The sequence below is a fragment of the Dactylosporangium sp. NBC_01737 genome (assembly GCF_035963215.1).
In the GTDB taxonomy this organism is placed as follows: domain Bacteria; phylum Actinomycetota; class Actinomycetes; order Mycobacteriales; family Micromonosporaceae; genus Dactylosporangium.
Map to the genome: position 1 here is coordinate 3,885,885 of NZ_CP109153.1, position 17,460 is coordinate 3,903,344.

Sequence of the window (17,460 nt, forward strand, 5' to 3'; positions counted from 1 at the left end):
GATCGTAGGCCCTATCGAACGGTCAGGCCGTCCCATCCGGCATAGCCGCGAGGGGCCTGCCGCTCCCGGGCCCGCAGGACGAACCAGCAGGTCGCGGTGAGTGTCGCGCCGGCGATCGCGTCGATGATGTAGTGGTTCGCGGTCAGCACCACGGCCGTTGCCATCAGCACGGGCATCGCCGCGCCGAACGCGCGCAGCAGCGGCCCCCGCGCCGCGGCCAGGATCGCCAGGCCGATGAGCAGGTCCCAGCCGACGTGCAGGCTCGGCATCGCGGCGTACTGGTTGGTGAACATCGTCGGTTGCAGCACCCGGTACGCGTCGGAGGACTGCGTCACGGTGTCGACGAGGCCGAGCTCGGCCAGGCGCGGCGGCGCGAGGGGGAAGAGCGTGAAGATGACCAGGCCGATCCCGCCCGAGACCAGCATCGCGTTGCGGGTGCGGTAGTAGATCTCCGGGTTGGTGCGGGCCAGCCAGATCAGCGTCGCGACGATGACCGGCCAGTGACCCCAGATGTAGATCCAGTTGAAGAACGTCGCGACGGCGGGCGTGCCCGCGAACGTCGACTGCAGCCACGGCTCGTGGAAGAGCCCGACCGATCGTTCGAAGTCCACGACGGTCGCGGCGTTGGCCAGGGCACGGTCCGTGGCGGCCTCCGTGGCGCCGCGGACCCCGAAGTACGCGGCCACCGCCGCCGTCACGATCGCGACCTGCCGGCCGAGGCCCACCCGTCGCAGAGCGGGTTTCTCCCAGGTGATGGTCATGGCATCCAGCCTCGTCACCGCGAGGTCGTACGCCATCCAGGCGATGCACGGACCCGACCCTGATCTCCGGCGGCGCCGTGGCTCAGGAGGTCCCCTACGGGGTCGTCACTTCTCCCCGATGTTCTTCAGGGGCGTCGGATCTTCGATGTTCGCCGGCGCGTTCCACTTCTGCAGCTTCGAGCCGTCGCACGTGGCCGCCGTGAGTTTGCTGACGACGGTGCTGCCCTTGAAGATGTCGGCCGCGGGCAGCGCCGGGTCGTCCATGTTCGTGGGGCTCAGGCACTGGTCCTGGTAGTCCCTGATGACGTAGCTCGTCCCGTAGGTGCCCTCCTGATACGACACCTTCCACTCGACGGCGTCCCGGTTCTCCTTGGGGTCGGTGGGGGCCGGGCACACCTTCATCGTGACGAAGTGCGGGTTGGTGTCCTTCTTGAACGTCGTCAGGCAGTAGGTCTTGTTCGTCTTGGTGTTGTCGTACGTGGTGATGCGCCCACTGACCGTGCCGGTGTCGTTGACGGCGAGCGGCACCGTGAACCGCTGGTTCCACGCGACGCTGAGCGGGTTCGGCGCCTGCTTGCACGGCCACACGATGAGGTAGCCGAGCGTCGTGTCGAAGTTGGTGACGTCGACGCACCGGCCGAACTGCTTGAAGTTGACCAGGTTGTAGGGCGCGGCGGCGGCACCGGCGCCGACGCTGGCCTCCGGTGCGAAGGTGCGGGTGTTGTCCGCGGCGCCGCCGCACCCGATGACCTCCATGAACGCGCCCTTCGTGCTGCCGGCCTTCGCGTGCATGCAGAAGGAGCCGAGGCCACCGGTCGACGACGTGGCCTGGAAGTTGGAGCTGTCGTTGAGGTTCCAGCGCTGGTGGTACGGCACGGTGGTCGAGGTCCCGCACACCTGGAACTGCAGCAGCGCGCCGGAGACCGGGCCCGGCAGCGAGTCGATGCACATGCCCAGCGGGTTCGCCGCGGTCCGCGACGACACCAGCTGCAGCGTCAGGTACTTCGTGTACGCGAACGTCTGCCGCGAGCTGCCGGGGTTGCACGGCTGGGTCGTGACGATCGTGCCGACCCCCGGCGAGCCGGACCCGGCGTCCAGGCAGTACGCCCCGCCGTAGAAGCGGACCAGGCCGCCCTCGATGTTCGCGTTGGTGAACCGGAAGACGTAGGTGGCGCTCAGCGTCCGGGTCTGGGAGTCGCCCGCGTCGATCGCCTGCCCGTCGGTGCCCTTGACGGTGCCCTTCGACGTGATCACCGCATAGGACGGCACCGCGGCGAGGACCTTCGTCGCGCAGGACAGCGGCTTGTGCGCCGCGTCCTGGTATTCGACGGTGACCGAGTACCTGCCGGGCAGCCCGCCGCCGATCGTGCCGAGCAGCGGCGAGGTGGCGGGCATGAAACAGAGGTTGGCGATGCTGCCCGCCGACGCGCGGATCGCGCCGATCACCAGGTCGATGCCGGCCTGGGCGGCGTGCAGCGCCCTGGTCCGCTCGATCACCGACGCGGTGTCGCGCACCTGCTCGATCACCACCGGCACCATGAGCGTGGACAGCGACGTACCGACGAGGGTCAGCATCATGGCGAGGGGCAGCGAACCCCGGTCGTCGCGCAGCGGCCGGAGCCGTTCGAGGATGCTCATGTGCGCGCCTCCGGGCAGACCTTGCTGGAGTCCGTGGCTCTGGTGCTGTTCAGCGCGGTGAACGTGATCTCGGTCTTGGACTCCGCGTGTCCTCTGCCGGGGTTGCTGGCCACCACGAGGGTGATCTTGAGTCGCTGGAAGCCGGTGTCCGACAGGGGGGCCAGCAGCTCGAACGAGCTCTTCGCGACGTTCACGTTGCTGGCGAGCACGGCCCACTTGCCGGTCGGTTTCGTCGTCTGCGGCCACACCTGCCGGCGCAGCACCTGCCTGGCCGCGTTCAGCTCCAGCTGCGCGCACTCCGGTTCGCCGTTCGCGGTGTCGGTGTTGACGTACTCCACGAGACGGTCGGGGCCGCCGACGGGATGGACCGGGCCGATCCCGGCCGCGTAGCGCAGGTTGCGGTCCAGCCGCAGGAACGCCGTATTGAGCTGCGACTCGGTCATCGCCACCAGCTCGTTGTTGTTGCCGGCCTGGAAGAGCTGGATGACACCGGTGGTGAAGATGGCCATGACCGCGGACATGATGCTGGTCGTCACGGCCATCTCGGCGAGGGTGACGCCGTCGTCGCGGCGCAGCCGAGCCAGCGCGCGCTGGATCGGGTTCATGTGATCGTCCAGAGGAACATGAAGGTCGCCTTGGCGCCGACCTTGTCGGTGACGGTCATGGTGACCGGGTAGCTGCCGGCCGTCGTCGGCGTACCGGCGATCTTGTTGCTGGCGGTGCTGAACGTCAGGCCGGGCGGCAGCGCGCTCGTCGCCGCCCACGTGTACGGGGCGGTGCCGCCGGACGCGGCCATCGCGAGCGCGGTGATCGCCGTGCCCTTGACGTTGGTGCGGTCCGGGGTGGGCGTCATCGCCGGCGACGTCACCTGCAGCTGCCCCGCGGGGGTGGTGATGTTGACCGGCACGAGGGTCGAGTTGGTCGCGCCGAGGCTGTCGGTCACCGTCAGGGTCACCAGGTACCGCGACGACGCGGTCACCGTGCCGGTGACCACCCCGGCGCTGGACACCGACAGCCCGGTCGGCAGGTCCTTCGCCGTCCACGTGTAGGTGCCGGAGCCGCCGTACGCGCTGACCGTGCCGTTGTACAGGGTGCCCCTGGTCAGGCTGATCGGCGTCGAGGCGTTCGGGAACTGCACCGCGACCCTGGTGTTCCACTTGAACGTCACCGAGTGGGTCTTCGCGTTCTTGTCGGTCACCTTCACGGTCACGTTCGCCGCCGCGGCCGCGCCGGTCGCCGTGGTGGTGCCGGTGATGAGCCCGGTCGTCGCGTTGATCGTCAGGCCGTTCGGCAGGCCGGTCGCCGACCACACGTACGGGCCGATCCCACCGGTCAGCGGCACCTGGTAGGACACGGCCGAGCCGGCGTCCCAGGTCTGCACGACGGGCGCCACGACCGGCAGCGCGGCCACCGTCCAGTTGAACGACGCGTCGTTGTTCGAGGCGGCGTCGGTGACCATGACCCGCACCACGTAGATGCCGGCCACCGTCGGGGTTCCGTCGATGACCCCGGCGGGCGTGATCGTCACGCCCGGCGGCAGGTTCTCCGCCTCCCAGGTCAGCGGCGGGTACGCCGTCGTCGCGGTCAGCACCAGCGGCTTCGGCATCGGTACGTCGACCTCGTCGCCGGCCTGGTTGCCCGGGTTGTCCGGCAGCGGCGGCGTGATCGTGACGCTCGGGTTGAAGACCGGGTCCGTCGCCGCCGCGCTGACCATGGTCTGGGTCACGTAGGAGCACACGCCGTCGGTGCTGGCGCAGGCCCGGTCGTTGGGCCAGGTGACGGCGACGACGACCCGGTAGAAGTTCAGCAGGGTGCCGGGCGGCGACAGCAGGCTGCAGACGGTCCCGCCGAGCGGCATCTTGCACGAGCCGACGAAGTAGTACCGCTTGAACGTGGTGTTGTTGACGATCGCCGGGTCCGCCAGGGTCGGCAGCACCGGCGACGCGTTGACGCCCAGGGTGCCCAGTCTCGAGTCCGACGCCGGTGTCATCGTGTCCAGCAGGCCCTGCACGTCCAGGTTGCCCAGGCCCGGGATCTCGCCGTCCTTGAGCTGGCGGATCTGCTCGGCCACGTCCTTCGCGCCGCGGCCGGACACGATGCTCGAACCCGGCAGCGACTTGACCAGGTCGACGCCGTCGTGGGCGACCCGCACCGCCGTCTGCAGGCCGCGTTCCTTGTTCAGCGTCGTGGTCGTGGAGACGAAGAACGTCGTCAGCGCCGTCATGACCACACCGATGATCGCGATCGACGTGAGCGTCTCGACCAGGCTGAACCCGGCGTCGGAGGCTGGGGTGCGTGGCATGGCGCGGGCTACTTCCCGGTGGCGTAGAACGCCTGGACGGTGAGCGTCATGGTCGTGCGGTCGCCGGTGGTCGCGGCCACGTTCATGCTGTTGATGAGCAGCGCCCGGGGCTGCGTCTTCTGCAGCTGGTCGAGGAACGGGTTGAGCTTCGCGGACGGACCGGCGGCCGTCAGGCTGATCGGCAGCGCGTGCACCGTCAGCGGCCCGCCGGCGTCGACCTCGGCCGCGCTGCCGACGGTGATCCCGCTGACGGTGATCCCGCTCAGCTCGCCCGCCGTCTGCACCTCGCGCAGCAGCGCCGCCACCGAGTCCGTCTCCGGCAGCGCGGCGAGCTCCGCCGTCAGCTGCGTGCGGTACTCCTCGATGCGCTTGTTCTGGGTGTCCAGGTCCGCGATCTGGCTGCGCAGCTTCGCCACCTCGACGGTGGTGTCGTCGGCCAGGGCCTTGAGGTCCTCGGCCTCCTGATACCGCGGCGCGATGACGAAGTAGTAGCTGAACGCCAGCAGGACGATCGCGGTGAGCGCGCCGCCGAGGAGCCAGAGCCGTTCGGGTCGCATCACTTGCCTCCCGGCGCGCTCGGGGTCGCGCTCGGTGACGCGAACCGCCCGCCGAGCGATGCCTTGGTGACGTCGACGCGGATGGTGAAGTCCAGTCCGTCGTCGCTCTCGGTCACGTCGGTCGGGAACGGGTTGGCGAGCCCGGCGACCCCGCCGAGGGTGTCGACGTAGGTCGCGACGTCCTTCTTCGACGGGGCGGTCCCGGTCAGCGTGACCATGCCGATCACGTCGGCGGCGGCGTCGGTGCCGTCCCCGGTCTCCAGCGCGCCGGTCACGCTCTTCACCCCGACCCCTTTCGGCGCCGCCTTCTGCAGCGAGGTGAGCAGGGCCGACCAGGGCAGGTCCCGCTCCATCAGGATCACCAGCTGGGCGGTGATGTCCTTGCGCTGCTGGCGGATCTGCTCCAGCTCCGTGTAGGTCGCCTTCTTGCGGTTCAGGTCGCGCCGGCTGTCCTGCACGGCGTTGAGCTCGCGCTGCGCCTGGTCGGTCTTGCCGTCGGCGACGACGTACCAGCCGAGCAGCAGCGCCATGAACGCCGCCACGCCCGCGATCACCAGGCGCCGCACCGTGCGCAGCCGCCGCAGTTCGGTGATCTCCAGCGGCAGCAGGTCCGCGGCGATCGGCAGGATGCGCATCGTGCGCGCGGTCGCGTCCGGGAACGCGGGATGCGGCGCACCTTCGCGTCCCTTTCTCGCCGGTACGGCCGGCGCCTGCCCGTCCTGTCCCGTGGCCTCGTGCGGCGCGCTCGGCACGCTCTGCTGCGCGGCGTGCACCACGGCGGGGACGGCGGGCTGCACGGCGGTCGCGGCCTCCGGCGGCGCGCCGGCGCCGGTCGCGGCGGCCGCCCGGGTGCGCGGCCGCCGGCACGGCGGAGGACTGCATGCCCGGCGGCATGCCCGGCGGCATGGTCGCGGGCTGCATCGTGTGCCCGGCGGGCGGGATGGACGGTGGCGCCGGTCGCGGCGGCGGCGGCACGCTGGCCTCCGGCACGCCGGGCGGCGGCGCGGCCGGGTACGGCGGGCGGGTGCGCCGCCCGCGCCCCACCCGGTTGCTGTGCCGCCGGTTGCGGCGCGGCATCCAGGGACGCAGCGGCGGAAGGCCCGGCGGCCGGCGGCATGGTCGCCGGCGGCATGGTGCGGGTCGCGGACGTGGGCTGGCCGGCCGGCCTCGGCGCGGCGGGCCTGGCGGGGGCGGTGAACTGGACGCCGGGCAGCGGCGGCGGGGACCGGCGGGCGTCTCCGGCCCGTCCGGCAGCGGCGGGTCCGCCCGCGGGACGGCGGCGCGCCGTACCGGTCGGCCGACGGATACGACGCCGGCTGCGGGGTCCAGGTCGAGGCGGTGGGTGCCTGCGCCGGGGGCGGGGCCCAGGGCTGTGCCGGTGGCGTCCTGGTCTCGGCCGCGGTGGCCCGCGGCCCGGTGGCGCCGGGCAGGACGAGCTCGCCGGCGATGTACCGGGGAACTCCCGCCGTGGCGCGGCCGGCTCCGCCGCCGGTGCCGCCTGGGCTGTCTGCGCCGCCTGCGCCGCCTGCGCCGCCTGGGCCGGCTGGGCCGTCTGCGAGACGAGGGCGTCCCCGCCTGCGAGGGGCTCCGCGAGCGGGGCAGGTCGATGCGGGCCCGCGGCTCGTCCGTGGGTGGCGGGTCCACCGGCGGCCACATCGGCGGCGGGCCTGACGGCACGACCGGCACGAGGCGCTGCTCCGCGGCGAGCGGTGTTCCTGCCGCCAGCCGCCGGGCAGCGGTCCCGTCAGCGGGTCGTTGAGCGGGTCGTTGAGCGGGTCGAGGGCCCGACCCGGCGCCGCGCCGCCCGGGTGCCCGCCGGAGCCACCGCCGTCCGCGGCGGTGAGGTCACCGCGAGGCGCGGCGTCGCGGTCGAGGTCGTCGGGGTCGTCGTCGCCCCAGGACGGCAGGACGATGCCGGTGAGCTTGCGCTCCGGCTCCTCGTCCCACCACGGACCGCCGCCCGGGCCGGTCACGACGCCGCTCCCAGGGTCAGCCCGACCGACACCGCCGCCGAGGCGCGGATCTGCTCGAGGCTGCCGTGGCGGACCCGCCGCAGGCCGCGCACCCGCATGACGGGGTCGACCGCGATCACCTCCACGTGCAGCTGGGCGTGCAGCGCTTCGAGCAGGCCGGGCAGCATCGACCCGCCGCCGGACAGGGCGAGCCGGCTCACCCGGGCCTGCCGGCCGCCGGCGGTGAGGTACGCGAACGAGCTGCCGATCTCGTTGATGAGCGGCCGGACCGCGTCCTTGAGCGCCGAGGCGGTCTGCCCGTCGGTGTCGGTGCGCAGGCCGATGCGGCACTTGAGCTCCTCGGCCTGATCGACCGGCACGTCGAGCCGATCGGCGATGGTCTTGGTGATCTCGTTGCCGCCGCGGGGGATGGTCCGCACGATGAGGGGCTCGCCGTCGTGGTGCACGATGACGCTGGTCGCGTGGGCGCCGATGTCGACCAGTGCCTCGACGTTCTCGTCGAGCCGGGACGCGGCGCGCAGCAGCGCGAAGGTGGCCAGGTCGACCCGGGCCACGTGCAGCTTCGCCGCCTCGATGGCCCTGATCGCGGCGAGGACCGGCTCCTTGGGCGCGGCGATGAGCAGCCCCCGGACCGTGTCGGCGTCGCCGGGCTCCTCCAAGGGGTAGAAGTCGATGAGCGACTTCTCCGGGGCGAGGGGCAGCGCGTCGCGGACCTGGAAGGGCAGTGCCTTGCGCATCTCCTTCGCCGGCAGGTTGGCCACCGTGGTCTCGCGCACGACGATCTGCTGGTGGGTGACGCCGAGCGCGACCTTGCGGCTGCGGAATTTGAACGTCGACCACAGCTGCTTGAGCGCGCCGGTGACGGCCGGCTCGTCCTGCACGGCGCCGTTGAGCACGACGCCGGGCGGCAGCAGGATGTGGCCGAAGTTGCTGATGACCGGCCCGTCCTTGCTGTTGCTGGTCTCCGCCGCGCGGATGGACATCGTGCCGATGTCCAGTCCGATCAGGTTGACGGCAGCCATCGTGCTCCTTAGATAAACCGTCAGGCGGGCAGGAGGATGGAGGTGTACCAGTCGGTGATCGGCGCCGCGGCGAACAGCGCGATCAGCGCCCCGGCGAGCATCGACGGGCCGAACGGCAGCGCGGTCCTGCGCCCGGCCCGGCCGCCGGCCATCAGCGCGACCCCGGCGATCCCGCCGAGCAGGAACGCCGCGAGGGTCCCGACGGCGAGGGGCGCCCAGCCGAGCCAGCCGAGGTAGAGCCCCAGGACGCCGGCGAGCTTGACGTCGCCGAAGCCCATGCCGCCCGGGTACACCACGGACAGCAGCAGGTAGAACGTGAACAGCACGGCCATCCCGACCAGCCCGCGCAGGCCCGCGGCCCAGTCCCGCTCCAGCACCACGGCGGGCAGGAACAGTGCCGGCACGACGAGGTAGGACGGCAGGACGATCGCGTTCGGCAGGCGCAGCACATCGAGGTCGATGAGGGCCAGAGCGACCGCGATCGCCGCGAAGTACAGCCATGCGGGCAGCGTCGCCGACCAGCCGAACCGGGCGGCGACGGCGACGAACAGCGCCGCCGTGCCGGCCTCCACCAGCGGGTAGCGGACGCTGATCGGGGCGGCGCAGCCGGCGCAGCGGCCGCGCAGCAGCAGCCAGCCGAGGACGGGGACGTTGTGCCACGGCCGGATCGGCACCGTGCACTGTGGACAGTGCGAGGCCGGCCGCAGGAGCGACGCACCGCGGGGGACGCGGTGGATGACGACGTTGAGGAACGACCCGATCGCCAGGCCGAGCACGCCGACGAGCGCGAACAGCATCTGCGTGCTCCTTTCTGCCGGTGTCAGGTCCCGCTGGTGTCAGGGAGTCGAGTCGGGTGTGGCGGCCCGCGTCGCCGCGGGCCGCCACATCGCCGGTCGGGCCGGCTCAGCCGTTGGTGGCGCAGGTGTCCAGGTCGGCGGACGCGGCCTTCTTCACCGAACCGCCCTCGAGGCTGCTGTAGACGTAGACGGTCTCGCCGTCCTCGTTCACGCCGCAGATCCGGTAGGCGCCGTCGCCGAGGTTCGTGAACGACAGCCGGTTGTTCGGGGAGACGGTGGCGACCTGCTCGATGGACGTGCCGGTCGCGAACTTGAACGTGAGCTTGTCGCCCGCGTTCACGGACTTGACGTCGGCCGGGTACTTGTTGCCGTTCTCCGTGTAGAACTGCTCGGCGGCGCTGACCGCGGCACGCACGTCGGACTCGGCGGACTTGTTCGCCGCGCCCTTACGGTAGTTCAGATACATGGGAACGGCGATCGCGACGAGTACGCCGATGATGACGACGACAACGAGGAGTTCGACGAGCGTGAATCCGCCGTCTCCGGCGGCACGCTTCTTCTGCATCCTGCGCAGCGTTTCCTTCATGGGTGAGCCTCCTGCTCCTGCATGGGGTGTGGTGGTGGCGAGGCTCCGCTGCCTTGCGCCAGTCATGTGCACCGACGTTCTTCTTCAGTTGCTCTGGATGTTCTGGTAGATCGAGAACATCGGCAGGTAGAGGCAGATGATCATCCCGCCGACCACGCCACCCATGACGAGCACCATGATCGGTTCGATGGACGCGGTGAGTGCCTCAGCCGCGCTGTCCACCTCTCGGTCGTAGAAATCGGCAACCTTTTCCAGCATCTGACTGATTTGGCCGCTCTCTTCGCCGACTTCGACCATTTGCACGACCATCGATGGGAAGATCTTGTGCGCGCCGAGCTGCGAGGACATCGGCTGGCCCTCGCGCACGGCGTTCTGCAGATCGGTCATGGCGGCGGTGATCACGGCGTTGCCCGTCGTGGCGCCGACGACGTCGAGGGCCTGCAGCACCGGCACGCCGACGCCGAGCAGGGTGCCGAGGTTGCGGGAGAACCGGCTCAGCGCGATCTTCGTGAACAGCGGCCCGAAGACCGGCAGCTTGAGCTTCACCCGGTCCAGCCACAGGCGTACGTCGGGATTCGCCGCCGCCGCCTTCTTCAGCGTCACCGTGGTCACGACGATCACCGCTATGACGAGCGGTCCCAGCCAGTACAGGGTGTGACTGGCGTTGACGATGATCTTCGTGGGCAGCGGCAGCTCGCCGCCGAGCTGCTTGAACATCTTCTCGAAGATCGGCACGATGAAGATGAGCACCGCGCTGATCATCACGACGGTGAAGATCAGCACGATCACGGGGTACGTGAGCGCGCTCTTGATCTTCCCGCGCAGGTGCGCGTCCTTCTCGAAGTTCGTGGCGATGCGCTCCAGGGCGCTGTCGAGGAAGCCGCCGGTCTCGCCGGCCCGGATCATCGCCACCATCAGGGTCGGGAAGATCTTCGGGTGCTTGCCGAGCGCGCCGGACAGCGACGTGCCGCCCTCGATGTCGAGCCGGACCTCGCTGACCGCCTTCTTCAGGCCCGCCTTCTGCGCCTGCTCCTCCAGCACCGCCAGGGACCGCAGCAGCGACATGCCGGACTGCGTCATCGTGGCGAACTGCCGGGCGAACACCGACAGGTCCTTCAGGGTGGTCCGGTCGCCGAGGCCGGGGACGCGGATGTCGCGCTGCATCAGCGAATCGGCGCTGGTGATGGCGAGCGGGGTCAGGCCCTGCTGGCGCAGCAGCTGCGCGGCGGCCAGCTCGTTGGAGGCCTCGATCCTGCCCTTGCCGCGTTTCCCGGCATTGTCGATCGACTGGTAGTCGTACGTCTTCGTCGCTGTCATGACGGCTCACATCCGGCCGGCGAGACGGCGGAACTCCTCCGCCGAGTGACACAGCTCCAGCGCCGTCTCGTAGGTGACGAGCTGCTGGCGGACCCGCTCGGCCAGGTGCTGGTCGAACGAGAGCATCCCCTCGTTGCCGCTGGACTGCATGAACGACGGGATCTGGTGGTTCTTGCCCTCACGGATCAGGTTCCGGATCGCCGGCGTGGCGAACATGATCTCCGTGACGATCGTGCGACCCTGCCCGTCGGCGCGCGGCGCGAGGGCCTGCGTGACGACGCCCTGCAGCGCGTTGGACATCTGCGCCCGGACCTGCTGCTGCTGGTGCGGCGGGAAGATGTCGATGACCCGGTCGACGGTCTGCGCCGCGCTCTGCGTGTGCAGGGTGGCAAGGACCAGGTGGCCGGTCTCCGCGGCGGTCAGCGCCGTCGAGGTGGTCTCCAGGTCGCGCAGCTCGCCGACGAGGATGATGTCGGGGTCCTGGCGCAGCGCGTGCTTCAGCGCCATCGAGAACGACGTCGTGTCCGCGCCGACCTCGCGCTGGTTCACCAGGCACCGCTTGTGCTCGTGCAGGAACTCGATCGGGTCCTCGATCGTCACGATGTGCGAGGAGCGCGTCCGGTTGGCCAGGTCGAGGATCGCCGCGAGGGTCGTCGTCTTGCCCGAGCCGGTCGGCCCGGTGACGAGGACCAGGCCGCGGTGCAGGTGCGCGAAGCGGGCCACCTGCTCCGGCACGCCGAGCTGGTCGAGGGGTTTGATGTTGTGCGGGATCGCCCGGAACGCCGCGCCGAACGAGCCGCGCTGCGCGTACAGGTTGACCCGGAAGCGCGACACGCCCTCGATGGCGTAGGCGAAGTCGAGCTCCTGGACCTGCTCGAAGTGCTTCCACTGGCTCTCGTTGAGCACGGCGGCGCGGACCAGCATCTCCGTGTCGTCGGGGGTGAGGTCGTCGTAGCCCGGCAGGTACCGCAGGCCGCCGTTGATCCGCACCGTCGGCGGGGCCCCGACGGTCAGGTGCAGGTCGGAGCCGCCGACGCGGACGAGCGACACCAGCATCGCGTCGAGCGAGGCGCGCTCGTCGCTGGTCACCATGGTCTCCACACGCGGCCCATCGGCAGGCGCACCCCTGTGCTGAGGGTTACACGGCTACCCGGACCACTTCAGGGATCGAGGTCTGCCCCTCGGCGGCCTTCGCCAGGCCGTCCAGGCGCAGGTCGACGAGGCCCTCGGTGCGGGCGACCGCCTGGATCTCGTGCGCGGAGGCCCGGTCGATCGCCAGCTTCTCGATCTCGGCGGAGACCGGCATGACCTCGTGCAGGGCGATGCGCCCCCGGTAGCCGGTGTTGGCGCACGACCGGCAGCCGACGGGGCGCCACAGCTTCTCCGGCGGCCCGAGGACGTCGTACGGCCAGCGCGCCCCGACCAGCTCCGCCTCGCCCGGCTCGTACTCGGTGCGGCACCAGTCGCACAGCCGGCGCGCGAGACGCTGGGCCAGGACGCAGTCCACCGACGAGCCGACGAGGAACGGCTCGATGCCCATCTCGACGAGCCGGGTGACGGCGCTGGGCGCGTCGTTGGTGTGCAGGGTCGACAGCACCAGGTGGCCGGTGAGTGCCGCCTCGACCGCCAGCTGCGCGGTCGTGCGGTCCCGGACCTCACCGATGAGCACCACGTCGGGGTCGGAGCGCAGGATCGCCGGCAGCACCGCCGCGAACGTCAGGCCCGCCTTGTGGTCCACCTGCACCTGGTTGACGCCCGGCAGCCGGTACTCCACGGGGTCCTCGACGGTGATGATGTTGACCGTCGGCTTGCTGATCTCGGCGAGGGTGGCGTACAGCGTCGTCGACTTGCCCGAGCCGGTCGGGCCGGTCACCAGCAGCATGCCGTGCGGCTTGCTGTAGGAGGCCGCGAACCGCTCCGCGTTGGCCTTGCTGAAGCCGAGCTTGGACAGCTTCAGGTCCATGCCGCTGGTGTCCAGGACCCGCAGCACGATCTTCTCGCCCCACACCGTCGGCAGCGTCGCCGTGCGCAGGTCGACGGCCCGCCCGTTGATCTCGACGGTGATGCGGCCGTTCTGCGGGATGCGCCGCTCCGTGATGTCCACGTTCGACATGATCTTCAGCCGGGAGATCAGCGCCGACTGCACGTGCTTGGGCACCGTGTCGACCTCGTGCAGGACGCCGTCGATGCGGTACCGCACCCGCATGCTGTGCTCGCCCGGCTCCAGGTGCAGGTCCGACGCGCGGTTGACGATCGCCTGTTCGATGAGCGAGTTGACGTACCGGACGATCGGCGCGTCCTCGTTGATCGTCGTCAGGTTCGAGACGCTCGGCGCCGCCTCCGCCCGCAGGCTCTCCGCGACCTCGCCGAGGTCGTTCTCCTCCCGCTTCAACCGGTCGATGATCTTGCGCAATTCGGAGCGCGCCACCACCACCGGCCGCACCGTGAGCCCGGTCGCGGCGCGGACGTCATCCAGCGCCAGGACGTCACCCGGGTCGGTGATGCCGACGGTGATCTCGTGCTCGTTGAGGGCGATGCCGAGCACCCGGTGCTTCAGTACCAGCGCCATCGGGATCTTGGTGATCGCCGCCGGGTCGATCGGGTAGCCGACCAGGTCGAGGGTCTGGATCCCGTACGCGTCCGCCGAGGCCTCGGTGAGCTGATCCTCGGTGACGATGTGGTCGTTGATGAGCACGGCGCGGATCGAGCGGCCGGTGCGCTCCGCCTCCTCCGCCGCCCGGTCGACCGCCTGCGGATCGGCCCCACGTTCCTTCAGCGCGTCCAGCAACGGACTGAACGTCTGGTACATCTCACCCCCGAGTCCTCAACGGCATCATCGGCACCGGGCCGGGTGACTTTCGAGAATCACCCCCGCCGGATGGATGGCGCTCGTTGACGCGCCCCGGCGACATCGTGAGGATGCTTCGCTGTGTCGGTTGCCGTCGTCGAAGATCCGTTGCCCGGCAAAATCAGTGTGTGGCGCGCCAGATGGGTCCTGATGCGCTACGGACGTCCCGCGGAGGCCCCACCGGAGGGAGTCACCGCGACCGGACAGCTGCTCACCCTGGTCACCGAGGTCGCCGCGCGGGTCGGCGTGGCCGCACCGGACGCGGTGCTGCTGACCGGCCACGGGGTGATCCGCTCCTGGGCCAGCCGCCGGCGGCGCCTGCTGTTCGTCGGGCTGCCGCTGCTGTACTGCCTGACCGTCGACGAGATCCGCGCCCTGGTCGCGCACGAGCTCGCCGTCGTCGACCACCGCCGCGCCCACCTCGTCGCGCGGCTGCGTGACCTGTACGAGGAGGCCTCCGACCCGTCCCGCGTCGAGCTGCCACCACGCACCGCGGCGGTGCTGCGCGCCACCCGCGAGTTCGCCACCGCCCTGGAGCGCAAGGCCGACCAGGCCGCCAGCAGCGCCTCCGGGCTGCACACCGCGGCCCGCGCCGTGGTCAAGGCCGACCTGGCCGAGTTCGAGTTCGCCGACCTGGCCTTCGACCTGGAGGAGCAGGTCTGGCAGCACGCCTCCGCCGCCATCCAGGACGTCCATGACGGCTGGCGGTCCGCGGTCCGCGCCGGCGCCGTCATCGCGTCCGTCGACGACGACACCCGTACCGCGCTGATGAGCCGGCATCCCAACCTCGCCGGTGCCATCGCGCCGCTGACCGACGCGCACCTCACGCTGCGGGCCGTGGACCTGGTGCCCGTCGACCCGCTCCCGGCCGCCGACGAGCGCGCCCTTGCCCGGCACGTCCTGCGCCGCTCACCCGCGGAGTGGACCACGTTCGCCGCGGTGCCGGCCACCGCCTGGCCCGGCTGGGTCGTGCGGCAGGCCCGCGCCGTGCACGACCAGGTCGCCACCCTCCTGGGCCGCGAGCCGATCGGCCCGGCCGAGGTCGTGCAGGTGCTGCTGACCCGCCTGGACGAGCTGGTCGCGGCGAACTGGCCGGCCCAGCCCGAACCGCCCACCGAACCCGAGGACCTGGACGCCACCCCGTCGGTGGTCGTGGTGATGGAGGCGGCGCTGACCTCACGCGGCTGGCGCCGGGTCCACCCGGCCACCCCCGGCGTCCTGGTCTCGGAGACGGCGGTCGAGTGCAACCTGCATGAGCTGGCCGCCGCCCCGACGGCCCTGCCGGACCTCCTTGCCCTGCTGGAGGCCAGTAGTCGGGGCTAGCCCCAATACCGCTGACTTAGGCGGTCGTTGCCCGTGGTTTTCGCTTGGTGGGGTTGGGTTTGGTGGCTTCCACGATGGTGATGCTGTGATCGGGACGTGCTGGGTCGCGGTGTTGTGCTCGTTTGAGTTTCCAGTTCGACATCTTGCGTTTGATCACTCGCGGGTTGCTGCGGGCGCGGCGGGTGGTCAGGTGCCGCAGGATTTCACGGACGCCTCGGCGCAGTGCCCGGGTCAGTCGTGAGGGGGGAAAACGCCGCTTGGGCGGTGACCTGGCGGCGTACGAGGCGCAGGGTGCGGGTGAATGACACCCGGTCGGGGTCGATGTCGGCGCCGGCTGCGGCGTGATGCATCAGGGTGCGCACGGCGTAGTGCACGAGGAGGAAGCCGTAGATTTCCTGTTCGACCCCGGTCGGGGTCTGCGAGCGCAGGACCATGTCTGGCTGGCCTTGATGGGTTTTCAGTTCATCGAGGGACGTTTCGATCTCCCAGCGTTGGGCGTACAACGCGGCCAGGTCGAGTGCCGGAGCGGCGTCCGGGTCCAGGATCGTGGTGATCAGCCGGTAGACGGTGGCCTGGCCGGGCATGGTGTATTCCACCACCCGCACGGTGATCGGGTCGGCGTGGCGGTTCTTGTCGCGGGCGGCGAAGATGTGCGACAGGTACGAACCGTCGTGCAGTTGCTCGATCACGGGCAGCACGGCAACGGACTTGACCCGCCAGAGCAGGTCCGCGCCGGTCGCGGCGGCTTCCCGCCACAGATCGAAGCCGAGGAATCCACGGTCGGCCAGCAGGAGCATGCCCGGGCCCAGCGCACCGAATAGCTGCTGCGCCAGGACGGTCTCATGAGTGGATAATGGCCCGGTCGTTGCAGCGAAGATGGCGTGGGTGCCACATTCGGCGATCGCCGCGACCCGAGCCTGCGGGTAGGCGCTTCTGCCGTTGCCGCGGCCCGAACCCGGCCGGCCGAAGAAGTCCACATTGGACACCGTGTCGGGCAGATCGAAGGTGGTGCCGTCCACCGCGACCAGGCGCCACTCCCGGTAGAACGCACCGACCGTCGCCGGGGTGGCCACCGGCCGGCAGACCGAGGCGAACAACGCCTTGATCGGCTCCGGGCCTAACCGGACCCGGGCCCGGGTGATCGCCGCCGTGGTCGGCACCTGCCACGAACCCCGCCAGCCACGCGCCCAACCGAGGCCCTCGGTCAGCAACCGGGCCACCTCCTCGTAGCCCTGACCGAAGAACAGGCACATCGCCAGGACGTAGTAGACCACCGCCCGCGCCGGCAACAACCGGCTGCGCTGCTGCGTACGACCCGCCTCAGCGACCACCCGATCCACCAACTCCGGCGGAAACGTCGAGGTCAACAACCCGATCGCAATCCGATCCGACAACCGCTCACCCAGCGGCGGTTTCACCTGTCCAGCACGCGGCACACCGCACTGTAGCAGCCAACACGCTTAAGTCAGCGGTATTGGGGCTAGCCCCGCAGTTCGGTGCGCCAGGAGTGCTGCGGGTCGTAGCCGAGGACCTCGCGGGCCCGGTCGATGCCCAGCAGGGTCTCGAAGCCGTTCAGCTCGCGGGTCAGCGGCACGCCGGGGAAGACCTCGCGCATCAGCTCGGCGGACGGCCGGTCCATGATCGTGTCCGCTGCGGCGATCACGTAGGAGCTGGCGCCCGTGACCGGGGCGTCCAGCGCGAGGCGGCACGCGGCGGCGACGTCGCGCACGTCGACGTAGCCCCACAGGTTCCACTTGCGCAGGTGCGGGTCGGACCAGTACCCGGGGACCGCGGCGTACTCCTCGGGGGTGTGCACGTTGGACAGGCGCAGCCCGACGAACGGGATGCCGCTCCACGCGGAGATCTCCCGGGCGAGGGTCTCGCCGACGACCTTGGACAGCGCGTAGGTCGTCGTCGGGAACGGGTAGTGCTCCTCGTCGACCGGCGCGTAGCGCGGGGGAGTGTCGAACGGCAGGCCCAGGGTCGTCTCGCTGGAGGACCACACGACCCGGCCGACCCCGGCCTGCTGCGCGGCGTGGAACACGTTGAAGTTCATCGTCGAGTTGCGGTTGAACGTGACGGCGGGCGGATACATGCCCGGCGCCGGGATGTTGGCGAGGTGCACGACGGCGTCGGCGTCGGTCAGGACCTCGACCGCCTGCCCGTGGTCGGTCAGGTCGGCGACGATCATGGGCGTGCCGAGCTCGCTGAGGTGCCCGGCCCTGCCCACGGCGTCGGTCGCGACGACATGGTGGCCGTGGGCGAGCAGGTCGGTGACGACCGCCCGTCCGGTCTTTCCGTGCGCTCCGGTGACGACGATCCTTGCCATGCCTATG

The 17,460-nt window shown here is 70.7% G+C and carries 15 protein-coding genes; 1 reads left to right on the forward strand and 14 read right to left on the reverse strand.

Annotation, left to right across the window (positions count from 1 at the left end):
- Positions 1 to 11 precede the first annotated feature (11 nt).
- From OHA72_RS17585 to OHA72_RS17640, 12 genes are all read right to left on the reverse strand, one after another.
- Positions 12 to 761 (reverse strand): phosphatase PAP2 family protein, encoded by a 750-nt coding sequence (locus tag OHA72_RS17585; RefSeq protein WP_327008898.1) that lies wholly within the window; start codon positions 759 to 761, stop codon positions 12 to 14.
- A gap of 105 nt (positions 762 to 866) precedes the next feature.
- Entirely contained in the window at positions 867 to 2,399 is a 1,533-nt protein-coding gene (locus OHA72_RS17590) for a hypothetical protein (RefSeq protein WP_327008899.1), read from the reverse strand.
- Positions 2,396 to 3,004, reverse strand: coding sequence for a hypothetical protein (locus OHA72_RS17595; RefSeq protein WP_327008900.1), 609 nt, complete (start codon positions 3,002 to 3,004; stop codon positions 2,396 to 2,398). Before OHA72_RS17595 ends, OHA72_RS17590 begins: the two co-directional genes overlap by 4 nt.
- Positions 3,001 to 4,701 carry a putative Ig domain-containing protein gene (locus tag OHA72_RS17600; protein WP_327008901.1) on the reverse strand — a complete coding sequence of 567 codons (1,701 nt, stop codon included), beginning with the start codon at positions 4,699 to 4,701 and terminating at the stop codon, positions 3,001 to 3,003. The genes OHA72_RS17595 and OHA72_RS17600 overlap by 4 nt, the downstream gene beginning before the upstream one ends.
- Before the next feature lie 8 nt (positions 4,702 to 4,709).
- Positions 4,710 to 5,258 carry a type 4a pilus biogenesis protein PilO gene (gene pilO / locus OHA72_RS17605; RefSeq protein ID WP_327008902.1) on the reverse strand — a complete coding sequence of 183 codons (549 nt, stop codon included), beginning with the start codon at positions 5,256 to 5,258 and terminating at the stop codon, positions 4,710 to 4,712.
- Positions 5,258 to 6,055: a PilN domain-containing protein gene (locus tag OHA72_RS17610; protein WP_327008903.1), complete on the reverse strand. Its 798-nt coding sequence runs from the start codon at positions 6,053 to 6,055 to the stop codon at positions 5,258 to 5,260. The genes pilO and OHA72_RS17610 overlap by 1 nt, the downstream gene beginning before the upstream one ends.
- Positions 6,056 to 7,227: 1,172 nt before the next feature.
- Positions 7,228 to 8,253, reverse strand: coding sequence for a type IV pilus assembly protein PilM (pilM, locus tag OHA72_RS17615; RefSeq protein ID WP_327008904.1), 1,026 nt, complete (start codon positions 8,251 to 8,253; stop codon positions 7,228 to 7,230).
- Positions 8,254 to 8,273: 20 nt separating this feature from the next.
- A complete protein-coding gene (locus OHA72_RS17620; protein WP_327008905.1) occupies positions 8,274 to 9,050 on the reverse strand; it encodes a prepilin peptidase in 777 nt (258 codons plus the stop codon).
- Positions 9,051 to 9,156: 106 nt separating this feature from the next.
- On the reverse strand, positions 9,157 to 9,636 hold the full coding sequence (locus OHA72_RS17625) for a prepilin-type N-terminal cleavage/methylation domain-containing protein (RefSeq protein WP_327008906.1): 480 nt from the start codon (positions 9,634 to 9,636) through the stop codon (positions 9,157 to 9,159).
- 84 nt (positions 9,637 to 9,720) lie between these two features.
- Positions 9,721 to 10,953, reverse strand: a complete 1,233-nt coding sequence (locus tag OHA72_RS17630) for a type II secretion system F family protein (protein WP_327008907.1) — start codon at positions 10,951 to 10,953, stop codon at positions 9,721 to 9,723.
- 6 nt (positions 10,954 to 10,959) lie between these two features.
- On the reverse strand, positions 10,960 to 12,045 hold the full coding sequence (locus OHA72_RS17635; protein ID WP_327011585.1) for a type IV pilus twitching motility protein PilT: 1,086 nt from the start codon (positions 12,043 to 12,045) through the stop codon (positions 10,960 to 10,962).
- Positions 12,046 to 12,091: 46 nt separating this feature from the next.
- Entirely contained in the window at positions 12,092 to 13,762 is a 1,671-nt protein-coding gene (locus OHA72_RS17640) for a GspE/PulE family protein (RefSeq protein WP_327008908.1), read from the reverse strand.
- A gap of 189 nt (positions 13,763 to 13,951) precedes the next feature.
- On the opposite strand from OHA72_RS17640, the gene OHA72_RS17645 reads away from it, so the two are divergent.
- Positions 13,952 to 15,124 carry a M48 family metalloprotease gene (locus OHA72_RS17645; RefSeq protein WP_327008909.1) on the forward strand — a complete coding sequence of 391 codons (1,173 nt, stop codon included), beginning with the start codon at positions 13,952 to 13,954 and terminating at the stop codon, positions 15,122 to 15,124.
- Positions 15,125 to 15,327: 203 nt separating this feature from the next.
- Here the strand turns inward: OHA72_RS17645 and OHA72_RS17650 are convergent, their stop codons facing one another.
- Both OHA72_RS17650 and OHA72_RS17655 read right to left on the reverse strand, forming a co-directional pair.
- Positions 15,328 to 16,560, reverse strand: a complete 1,233-nt coding sequence (locus OHA72_RS17650; RefSeq protein ID WP_327007007.1) for an IS4 family transposase — start codon at positions 16,558 to 16,560, stop codon at positions 15,328 to 15,330.
- Positions 16,561 to 16,604: 44 nt separating this feature from the next.
- A complete protein-coding gene (locus OHA72_RS17655; protein ID WP_327008910.1) occupies positions 16,605 to 17,453 on the reverse strand; it encodes an NAD-dependent epimerase/dehydratase family protein in 849 nt (282 codons plus the stop codon).
- Positions 17,454 to 17,460 lie beyond the last annotated feature (7 nt).